General features: G+C 63.4%; 11 protein-coding genes. 8 read left to right on the plus strand and 3 right to left on the minus strand.

The features are described from left to right. Positions 1-13: 13 nt before the first annotated feature. Positions 14-1,180: an FAD-binding oxidoreductase gene (locus tag FJV77_RS25820; RefSeq protein ID WP_142869409.1), complete on the plus strand. Its 1,167-nt coding sequence runs from the start codon at positions 14-16 to the stop codon at positions 1,178-1,180. Positions 1,181-1,650: 470 nt separating this feature from the next. On the opposite strand, the gene FJV77_RS25825 is transcribed toward FJV77_RS25820, so the two are convergent. Then, the gene (locus FJV77_RS25825) at positions 1,651-2,076 is read right to left on the minus strand and encodes a GNAT family N-acetyltransferase (RefSeq protein ID WP_142869410.1); all 426 of its coding nucleotides are present in this window, start codon (positions 2,074-2,076) and stop codon (positions 1,651-1,653) included. A 152-nt stretch (positions 2,077-2,228) separates the two neighbouring features. On the opposite strand from FJV77_RS25825, the gene leuD reads away from it, so the two are divergent. The 6 genes from leuD (at position 2,229) to FJV77_RS25855 (ending at position 6,440) form a co-directional block, all read left to right on the plus strand. Continuing rightward, on the plus strand, positions 2,229-2,834 hold the full coding sequence (gene leuD / locus FJV77_RS25830) for a 3-isopropylmalate dehydratase small subunit (protein WP_112560146.1): 606 nt from the start codon (positions 2,229-2,231) through the stop codon (positions 2,832-2,834). Between the two features lie 149 nt (positions 2,835-2,983). Then, positions 2,984-3,904, plus strand: a complete 921-nt coding sequence (locus FJV77_RS25835) for a hypothetical protein (RefSeq protein WP_142869411.1) — start codon at positions 2,984-2,986, stop codon at positions 3,902-3,904. Positions 3,905-4,024: 120 nt separating this feature from the next. Continuing rightward, positions 4,025-4,408, plus strand: coding sequence for a RidA family protein (locus FJV77_RS25840; RefSeq protein ID WP_142869412.1), 384 nt, complete (start codon positions 4,025-4,027; stop codon positions 4,406-4,408). A 13-nt stretch (positions 4,409-4,421) separates the two neighbouring features. Beyond that, complete coding sequence (locus FJV77_RS25845) at positions 4,422-4,772, plus strand: VOC family protein (RefSeq protein ID WP_142869413.1); 351 nt, start codon at positions 4,422-4,424, stop codon at positions 4,770-4,772. Positions 4,773-4,852: 80 nt separating this feature from the next. Beyond that, positions 4,853-5,956: a 3-isopropylmalate dehydrogenase gene (gene leuB / locus FJV77_RS25850; RefSeq protein ID WP_142869414.1), complete on the plus strand. Its 1,104-nt coding sequence runs from the start codon at positions 4,853-4,855 to the stop codon at positions 5,954-5,956. Between the two features lie 4 nt (positions 5,957-5,960). Next, positions 5,961-6,440, plus strand: a complete 480-nt coding sequence (locus FJV77_RS25855) for a GNAT family N-acetyltransferase (RefSeq protein WP_142869415.1) — start codon at positions 5,961-5,963, stop codon at positions 6,438-6,440. Here FJV77_RS25855 and FJV77_RS25860 read toward each other — a convergent pair. Together FJV77_RS25860 and FJV77_RS25865 are read right to left on the minus strand one after the other, a co-directional pair. Further along, positions 6,437-7,144 carry a DUF805 domain-containing protein gene (locus FJV77_RS25860; RefSeq protein WP_142869416.1) on the minus strand — a complete coding sequence of 236 codons (708 nt, stop codon included), beginning with the start codon at positions 7,142-7,144 and terminating at the stop codon, positions 6,437-6,439. The genes FJV77_RS25855 and FJV77_RS25860 overlap by 4 nt on opposite strands. Before the next feature lie 349 nt (positions 7,145-7,493). Then, entirely contained in the window at positions 7,494-9,329 is a 1,836-nt protein-coding gene (locus FJV77_RS25865) for a DEAD/DEAH box helicase (RefSeq protein ID WP_142869417.1), read from the minus strand. Positions 9,330-9,363: 34 nt separating this feature from the next. Here FJV77_RS25865 and FJV77_RS32685 point away from each other — a divergent pair. Continuing rightward, the coding region (locus tag FJV77_RS32685) for a hypothetical protein (RefSeq protein ID WP_210246570.1) at positions 9,364-9,547 on the plus strand (184 nt) is incomplete at its 3' end.

Raw genomic sequence — 9,547 nt, forward strand, 5'->3', positions numbered from 1 at the left:
ATTGGAGAACAGAGTGCGCTACGACATCGTCATCATCGGCGGAGCCATCGTCGGCTCCTCGGTCGCTTACTATCTGCGCGAGGAAGGCTTTTCCGGCTCCATCGCGCTGATCGAGCGCGACCCGCAATTCGCCCATGCGGCCACGACGCTGTCCATGGCCTCGATCCGCCAGCAATTCTCGATCCCGGAAAACATCCGGCTGTCGCAGTTCACGCTAAACCTGTTCCGGCGGCTGAAGGAAACCTTTGGCGCTGACGCCGATATCGGCTTTCGCGAAGGCGGCTATCTGATCCTGACCGGCGAGGCCGGACTGCCGATCCTGAAAGCCAACCACGAAGTGCAGGTCGCCGAGGGCGCTGACATTCTGCTCGAAGATGCCGACCAGCTGGCAAAACGCTTTTCCTGGCTGTCGACGGAAGGCATCAGCGCCGGCGCCTTCGGCCGCACCGGCGAGGGCTGGTTCGACGCGCATGCGATGCTGACGCTGTTCCGCAAGGCGCTGCGCGACAAGAAGATCGATTTCATCGCCGCCGATGTCACCAGCATCGAGCGGCAGGGCAACCACGTCACCGGCGCAGTGCTCAACAATGGCGAAAAGCTTGATGCCGGCATCGTCATCAACGCCGCCGGGCCGAATGCCGGCAAGGTGGCTGGTATGGCTGGGTTGGCGCTGCCGGTGGAACCGCGCAAGCGCAACGTCTTTGTGTTCGAGGCGCGCGAAAAATATGCCGACATGCCGCTGCTGGTCGACCCTTCGGGCATCTATGTCAGGCCGGAAGGCTCGGTCTATCTCACCGGTGGCGCCGAGCAGGAAGAGGGCGACGGCCCGGCCGATCCCAGCGATTTCGACGTCGACTGGCCGCTGTTCGAAGAGGTGATCTGGCCGGTGCTGGCAACCCGTATCCCTGCCTTCGAGGCGATCAAGCCGACGCGCGCCTGGGCCGGCCACTACGACTATAACACGCTCGACCAGAACGCGGTGATCGGACCGCATCCCGAGGTCGACAATTTCATCTTCGCCAATGGGTTTTCGGGCCACGGCCTGCAGCAGGCTCCGGCGGTCGGCAAGGCGCTGGCCGAGCTGATCGTCCATGGCGGCTACCGGACGGTGGATTGCTCGGCGTTCGGGTACAGCCGCGTGGCCGAGGGCAGGGCGTTTCGGGAATTGAATGTGATTTGAGGGGGCGGCTCCTCTTCCTTCTCCGCTTGTGGGAGAAGGTGTCACCGAAGGCGACGGATGAGGGGTGCTCGAGCGGAGTGAGACGTTGGTGTTCCCTGGAACACCCCTCATCCGTCTCGGCGCTCTCGCGCCGATCCACCTTCCCCCACAAGGGGGGAAGGGAAGGCCAATCCCCTTGTTCCGCCCCGCCCCAATCATCGTTCCGCATTGCCCAAGACCGTGCGTGAGCCTTGCCGCTATACGCATCACCCAAGTCGAGGGAAGTTCGAAACGCATTCGACGACGGCCGCCCTGTGGTTTCCTGCTCACAAAAACGGCAGGTCGGCCACCCCGGCGGATGCGTCGGACGGCCTTTCCAACGAATCGGAGGCACCCCCAAGCGGCATCCGATGCGTCTACGGCACGACCGGCGGCGCTGACCCTGCCCGCCGGTCGTGGACTTGGCCGTTCTGATTGCTTGACGCCAAAGATCAGCGCTTGCGCGAGAACCAGAAGGCGTCGGGCATGCGCATCATGCCGATGCGCTCGTAGAAGCCGACGGCGTCGGGCATTGAAATCAGGCTGATGGCGACCGATGGTCCAAGCTGCCGGCGCGCCTCGTCCATCAGGCCTTTGCCGATGCCAAGCCCTTGCGCCGATTGGGACACGGCGAGCTCTGAAATATAGCACACCCAGGAAAAGTCGGTGATGGCACGGGCCACGCCAATCAATGGTCGGCCTTCGACATTGAGCCGCGCGGTCAGCACCAGGTTCGCGCCTGAAAGCATCGCCTGCAGCCGGGCTTCGTCGTCGACGGGACGCGTCTCGCCGAGCGTGGATTCAACCAGCACGTGGCGGAACTCGGCGACGTCGAGCTTCGGCTCGCTGGCATAGATTATCTTCGAGGGTGTGGCCATGAGCGCAAGGTGCACCAGCGGCGGCCGGTTTTGAAGATGGTGCCGCGCCGATCTTTCGATCCAGGCACGCACGAACAGTTGCCTTTTATTTGCCTCCGGCTTTGTGTAAACGGTGCGTCAGCATCTCCCGCAACGAAATACGGGCACAAGCCATGGACAAATTCACCAAGCTCACCGGCGTCGCCGCACCGATGCCGATCGTCAATGTCGACACCGACATGATCATCCCCAAGGATTATCTCAAGACGATCAAGCGCACCGGGCTCGGCAGCGGCCTGTTCGCCGAAATGCGCTACAAGGATGACGGTTCGGAAAACCCGGATTTCGTGCTCAACAAGCCGGCCTACCGCAAGGCGCAGATCCTGGTCGCCGGCGATAATTTCGGCTGCGGCTCGAGCCGTGAACATGCGCCGTGGGCACTGCTCGATTTCGGCATACGCTGCGTCATCTCCACCTCGTTCGCCGACATTTTCTACAACAACTGCTTCAAGAACGGCATTTTGCCGATCACCGTCAGCCCGGAAGATCTGGAGAAGCTGATGGACGACGCCTCGCGCGGCTCCAATGCGACGGTGTCGGTCGACCTCGAGGCCAAGGAAATCCGCGGTCCGGATGGCGGCGTGGTCAAATTCGATCTCGACGACTTCAAGCGCCACTGCCTGCTGAACGGCCTCGACGATATCGGTTTGACCATGGAAAAGGCCGGCGCCATCGCCTCGTTCGAGAAGAAGAACGCCGCCGAGCGCCCTTGGGCCTGAGCAGTACGGGCTGATTCTTTGTTGGAGCATGATCTCTGGACAAAACGTTTTCCTGTTTTGTCCGAGAAAACCGGTTTCCACTTTTCGGGATCATGCTCTAGCCCGGCCGCTGCCGGCCGGGTTCGTGGCGGCTGAACGGAGGGACAGTCATGACACGTTCGCTTCTTGCCGGCGCCTGCGCGCTGGCGTGGATGCTGATGCCGGTGGCTGGCGCGCATGCACAGACCGACCCCGTGCTGGTGCCGGCTGAAGATCCGTCCGGCGGGGTCGATCCAGGCGCTTCGAGCAATGCGGCCCTCGTCGACGATGACAGCCAGGGGCCGATCCCGTTCGAGGGTGGGCAGCTGACCATCACCCAGCCGGAGCAGGATGGCGAGAAGGTGCTGGCCTATGACGGCAAGCAGCTGGCCAGCAACTACGACGTGTTCTTCGACAAGGTGGTCAAGGTCGGCGGCGTCAACGTGGCTCTGGTCAATGTCGGCGATGGCGGCAACCAGTGCGGCCCGGCCACGGTCATCGTCTGGAAGCCGGAAGGCGGGGAGATCCAGAGCATTACCATCGAGCAGGACGAATGCGGCGCGCCGCCGGCGGCGGTGGCCGACAATGCCATCTATTTCGTGCCCTATCTTTTGCCGGGCGCTTCGCAGCAGGCGCTGCAATGGTCGCCCAGCGAAGGGCTGACGATTTCGGGCGACCTGACGTACGCACCGGAACCCGGCACCGACTGGAAAGATGTCGATCCCACGAAATACCAGAACATCATCGACGCCTTCCACAACGAGGCCGTCTACAAGGAGGCGCAGACGCTGCTTGGCGACACCATGCCCGACATGGCGACCAGCCTGCTGGTCGGCGGCGGCACCGAAAAGACGGCGTCCGGCGCCTTCTACGCCACCGGCTGCGTGCCGCACGATTGCGGCGGCAGCGATGGTTTCATGGCCATCGATCCGGTCAAGCACACGCTCTACTTCGCCCGCCGCGGCGACGATGGCGAGCCGCAGGCGTGGCCGGACGTGAAAACCTGGCCGGCGGATATCAAGGAAGCGTTTGACAAGGCGCAGGGGAACTAGGGTTTTCGCGGGGCAGGCCTTCTGATCCGCCGTTTTGCACCGCCACTCCATCTGAGTTGGCCTATGGTCCGCCCGGCTCTTTCCCTGCAAAGTCCTCCGCAACAGCAGCCAGGAATCCCCATGCGCAAACTCATCTCCACCGGTTCGCCCTTCGAGAAAACCGCCGGCTATTCGCGCGCAGTCGTTCAGGGCGACTGGTGCTTCGTATCGGGAACGACCGGCTACGATTATGCGACGATGACCATGCCGGAGACGGTCGAGGCGCAGACGCGCAATTGCCTGGCCACCATCGCCAAGGCGCTGAAGGACGGCGGCTTCGACATGGCCGATGTGGTGCGGGCGCATTACTACATCACCGACCAGGCCTTCGTGGATGTCGTCTTCCCGATCCTTGGCGAGGCTCTTGGCGACATCCGCCCGGCGGCGACGATGATCGTGTGCCAGCTCAACAAGCCGGAAATGAAGATCGAGATCGAAGTTACCGCGATGCGGCGGACACCATGAGGAGGCCAAAACCATGACCGTCCGCCGCATCGTCGCCAATATCGGGACACAGGACGCGGCGGCGGCGAAGCGCTTCTACCAGGACGCGCTTGGCCTCGACGTGCTGATGGATCAGGGCTGGATCGTCACCTGCGGTACGGACGAACGGATGCAGGTGCAGATCAGCTTCATGGCTCAAGGCGGGTCCGGCACGCCGGTGCCGGACCTCTCGATCGAGGTCGATGATGTCGATGCTACGCTCGGCGCCATGAAGGCCGCCGGCTTCGCCATAGAATACGGCCCGGCCGACGAACCCTGGGGTGTGCGGCGCTTCTATGTGCGCGATCCGTTCGGCAGATTGGTGAATATTCTCTCGCATCGGTGATCACGCTTCCAGGCTTGCATGCAGCCCGCTTGGCGTTTAGCAAGGCCGCGGCTTCTCCAAACAGTATCGGGATAGTTCTGATGGCTTCGAAAAATCTTCTCCTGCTCGCCGGCGACGGTATCGGCCCCGAGGCGATGGCCGAGGTGAAGAAACTGATTGCGGCCATGAACGCCAAGCTGGGCAGCGGTTTTATCACCGATGAAGGCCTGGTCGGCGGCTGCGCCTACGATGCGCATGGCGCGGCGATTTCCGATGCCGACATGGCAAAGGCGATGGCGGCCGATGCAGTTCTGTTCGGCGCCGTCGGCGGGCCGAAATGGGACAAGGTGCCTTACGAAGTGCGCCCGGAAGCCGGGCTCCTGCGGCTGCGCAAGGATATGGAGCTGTTCGCCAATCTGCGCCCCGCGATCTGCTATCCGGCGCTCGCCGCATCCTCTTCGCTGAAGCAGGAAGTGGTCGAAGGCCTCGATATCTTGATCGTGCGCGAACTCACCGGCGGCGTCTATTTCGGCGAGCCGAAGCAGATCATCGATCTCGGCAACGGCCAGAAGCGCGGCATCGACACGCAGGTCTACGACACGTTCGAGATCGAGCGCATTTCGGGCGTCGCCTTCGAGCTGGCACGCACGCGCAAGAACCACGTGACGTCGATGGAAAAGCGCAACGTCATGAAATCGGGCGTGCTTTGGAACGAGGTCGTGACCCAGACGCAGAAGGCCCGCTATTCCGACGTCAAGCTTGACCACATGCTGGCCGATGCCGGCGGCATGCAGCTGGTTCGCTGGCCAAAACAGTTCGACGTCATCGTCACCGACAATCTGTTCGGCGACATGCTGTCCGACATTGCCGCCATGCTGACGGGATCGATCGGCATGCTGCCCTCTGCCTCGCTCGGCGCGCCCGACGTGAAGACCAAGAAGCGCAAGGCGCTTTACGAGCCGGTGCATGGCTCGGCGCCCGATATTGCCGGCCAGGGGATCGCCAATCCGATCGCCATGATCGCGTCCTTCGCCATGTGCCTGCGCTATTCCTTCGGCATGGTCGCCGAGGCAGACAAGCTCGAAGGCGCTATCGCTGCCGTGCTCGACGACGGCCTGCGCACCAAGGACATCCTGTCCGAAGGCATGACCGAGGTCGGTACGGTCGCGATGGGCGATGCGATTATCGCCAAGTTCCTTGGCTGATCCGGTGGCGGTCGACGTCCGCTGGGCGACGATCGATGATGCCGAAGCGCTTGCGACCGTACTTTGCGAGATGGCGGCGCACTACCGGCAGGCGCCGCTCGATCATGGCCGGGCTACAGCCACGGCGCGTAAATGGCTCGGCGACGAAAGCCCGGCCTATCCGCATTTCGCGCTGGCCTTCGCCGACGGCAAGGTTGCGGGCCTCGCCTCGGTGGCGATCGCCCATCCCGGCATCGATCTCGAACGCCTGATGTTCCTGAAAGACCTGTTCGTGCGTGAGAATGCCCGCAACGCCGGCGCCGGCCGGGCACTGCTCGGCTTTCTCGCCAGCCATTGCCTCGGGGAAGGAATCGGCCGCATCGATCTCACCACCGAGGACTGGAACGAGGGCGCGTTGCGTTTCTACGATCGGCTCGGCGCCGAACGGCACGGGCAGAAGGTGTTTCTCAGGTTGTCGGGCGAAGCGCTAAGAAGAACTCTCTAAACCCTGACACCATGCGGCACAGGCCCCCACTGGTTTTCGTGGCCTTGGGTCGGGATCAATCCGAACACGATGATGGCCAGCGTGCCGAAGGTCGGCACTAAAATCAGCAGGACGAGCCAGCCGGTCAGGCCGATATCGTGCAGCCGGCGAACAATGAGACCGAGCCAGGGTAGGAACGTCGCCAGCACAAACAGGCCCCAGACGCCGACCATCACGATCGGCCCGTTGCCGTCGTTGAAATTGCCGATCGACTGGTCGGCAAGAGCGCCGACAAGGCCGACCAGAATGAAGCTGACGGTCCAGAACAGGCAGTAGGCCCAGAATTCCTTGCGGCGGGCGCGCTCGGCGAAGTTGATGTAGTTGCGAGTCACGCCCCGCCAGAAATAACCCGGCAGTCCGCTATCGTGGACGGCGCCGTCTTCAGCCAGGCGGCCGAAATGCTGCGGCGCGGCTGACGCGGCAGTGGGTTTGGGCGGCGCGGCGCTTGCCGCTGGAGCAGCGGTGGCGGGATTGGCGGTCTGGGCGCGGATCGAGAAAACGTCGCGTGCCTGGCCGCTTGCCGGCAGGAACTCGACCACCCCGCCCGTGGCGATGGCCGTACCGCGGCGCAGATCCTCACGCGCGAAGGTGTAGCGGTTGCCGTCCGCCCCGGTGATGAAACCGAAGCCCTGGGCCTCGTCATAATGAAGAACTTCGCCCTGCATCCGCCTCACCCCCGTGTTGGCACAGACTGTTCAAAGTTGGAGCGGATCGCAAGGGCTCAGCGACTCGTGACCGTCATTTCCGATTGGCGGGCAAGCGACCATACTTCGTCATCCACGGGCGGAGCGGAAGCGAAGCGGACGCGCAGACCCGAGGATCCATGCCGTGAGTCCAGCGAAGGAAGCAAGCGGTGCAGAATTCTGTACCGTAGCAACGCCTTGAAGTCGCGGCATGGATTTCTATGGTCTGCGCCGCGTCGCTTCGCTCCTTGCTTCGCCATAGAATGACGAAGGAAGGTATGTTTCGGCCAACCTCCAAGGGCTGCAATATGAAGAAGCCGCTGGTTGAAAACTAGCCCGGCCGCTTCTTCGGCTTCTTGTTCTTCGGCGGTCCGGCCTTGTCGAATTTTGGCTTGCCCGCCCAAGGCTTTGCATCGCCTGTCGGGCGCTTCTCGAATTTCGGCTTTTGTGCAGTTTGTGGCGCAGCCTGGTCGAACGGCCGCTTGCCGCGATGCGGCTTCTTGTCGGGCTTGGGCGCCTGGTAGCCGGCGCGCGACAGGTCCGGCGTGCCGTCCAGGCGCTTCACCACAATATTGCCCTGCAATTTCTTGTCCGGGCCGATGGCCGCGAGGAAGCGGTCGGCCCAGTCGGCCGCGATCTGGACGAAGGTTTCCTCCTGCTGCATCTTGATGGCGCCGATCTCGCGCTTGGAGATGTTGCCGGTGCGGCACAGCATCGGGATCAGCCAGCGGGGCTCGGCGTTCTGCCGACGTCCGATCGATAGCGAGAACCAGACGCTGTCGCCGAAATCGTCGCGGCGGCTCGGCGCCTCATCCCGGCGTTCGAACTTTTCGCCCTTTTCACGCGACGGCGTGAACGGTGCGACCTCCGTCAGCTCTTCGGGCGCCGAGCGACTGGCGCGGCATTGGCGCACGAACGCGGCCGCCACCTGTTCGGCGCCATGCTTGGCAAGAAGCGCGTCGATGAAGCCGCGCTCGTCATCGGCCACCGGCTCGTCGAATGCCGGATCGGCGAGGATGCGTTCGTCGTCGCGCTTGATCACGTCGTCGGCCGAGGGCGGGCTAGCCCATGTCGCCTTCAACCCGGCATTCTGCAGCAGGCGTTCGGTGCGCTTACGGGCGCTGTTGGGCACGATCAGCGCGCTTACCCCTTTTCGACCAGCGCGGCCGGTGCGGCCGCTGCGGTGCAGCAGCGTTTCCGGATTGGTCGGCAAATCCGCGTGGATGACCAGTTCGAGATTTGGCAGGTCGATGCCGCGCGCTGCGACGTCCGTTGCGATGCAGACCTTGGCGCGGCCGTCTCGCATCGCCTGCAGCGCATGGCTGCGCTCGTTCTGGCTGAGCTCGCCCGACAGCGCCACGACCGAAAAATTGCGGTTGTTGAAGCGCGCGGTCAGATGGTTGACGGCGGCGCGGGTGTTGCAGAACACCAGCGCGTTCTTGGCCTCGTAGAAGCGCAGAACATTGATGATGGCGTTCTCGCGGTCGGGGTAGGCGACGTTCAACGCCCGGTACTCGATGTCGAGATGCTGCTTTTCCTCGCCGCCGGCCGAGATGCGCACGGCATCGCGCTGATAGCCCTGCGCCAGTGTGGCGATCGAGCGCGGCACGGTGGCCGAAAACATCAGCGTGCGGCGCTGGGCAGGCGCGGCGTCGAGGATGAATTCGAGGTCTTCGCGAAAGCCGAGATCGAGCATCTCGTCGGCTTCGTCCAGCACCACGGCCTTCAGCGCCGACATGTCGAGCGATTGCCGTGTGATGTGGTCGCGCAGGCGGCCGGGGGTGCCGACGACGATATGGGCCCCGCGCTCCAGCACGCGCCGTTCGGAGCGCATATCCATGCCGCCGACGCAGGACGCGACCGTCGCGCCGGTCGGCGCATAGAGCCATTGCAGCTCGCGCGTCACCTGCAAAGCGAGCTCGCGGGTCGGCGCCACCGCCAATGCCAGGGGCATTCCAGCCTGGCCAAAGCGCTCGGCGCCTTCCAGCAGTGTCGGCGCCAAAGCCAGGCCGAAAGCGACGGTCTTGCCGGAGCCGGTCTGCGCCGAAACCAGCGCGTCGGCCTCGCCCAGCTCCAGCACCGCCTTCTGCACCGGCGTCAGCTCGACATAGCCACGTTTTTCCAGCGCCTCTGCCAGCGCAGGAACGATACCTCTAAAATTGGACATGTTCTTCTTTCGGAATTCGAGGCCTGGACTCATCATGGAGTACATGCCGGGGCTGACGCCACGCCAGCCAAACAAGATTTTGGCGTTCGTACTTCTTGCGGCCTCTATTGTACAGAGCAAGCGGTGCCGTCTTCCCTTCTTCCCTTTGTTTGAACTGGGGACATCGCGAACAGGTGTGCGAGGACATCGCGAACAGTTTTGCGCGTTTTGCGCGAGGG

It is taken from the genome of Mesorhizobium sp. WSM4306, from assembly GCF_007003975.1.
In the GTDB taxonomy this organism is placed as follows: Bacteria; Pseudomonadota; Alphaproteobacteria; order Rhizobiales; family Rhizobiaceae; genus Mesorhizobium.

Excerpts from the sequence above, each read along its gene's own strand:
- FJV77_RS25825 (WP_142869410.1), bottom strand. The coding sequence starts at position 2,076 with ATGGCCACACCCTCGAAGATAATCTATGCCAGCGAGCCGAAGCTCGAC.
- FJV77_RS25865 (WP_142869417.1), bottom strand. The coding sequence starts at position 9,329 with ATGTCCAATTTTAGAGGTATCGTTCCTGCGCTGGCAGAGGCGCTGGAA.
- FJV77_RS25835 (WP_142869411.1), top strand. The coding sequence starts at position 2,984 with ATGACACGTTCGCTTCTTGCCGGCGCCTGCGCGCTGGCGTGGATGCTG.
- FJV77_RS25845 (WP_142869413.1), top strand. The coding sequence starts at position 4,422 with ATGACCGTCCGCCGCATCGTCGCCAATATCGGGACACAGGACGCGGCG.
- leuB (WP_142869414.1), top strand. The coding sequence starts at position 4,853 with ATGGCTTCGAAAAATCTTCTCCTGCTCGCCGGCGACGGTATCGGCCCC.
- leuD (WP_112560146.1), top strand. The coding sequence starts at position 2,229 with ATGGACAAATTCACCAAGCTCACCGGCGTCGCCGCACCGATGCCGATC.
- FJV77_RS25840 (WP_142869412.1), top strand. The coding sequence starts at position 4,025 with ATGCGCAAACTCATCTCCACCGGTTCGCCCTTCGAGAAAACCGCCGGC.
- FJV77_RS25860 (WP_142869416.1), bottom strand. The coding sequence starts at position 7,144 with ATGCAGGGCGAAGTTCTTCATTATGACGAGGCCCAGGGCTTCGGTTTC.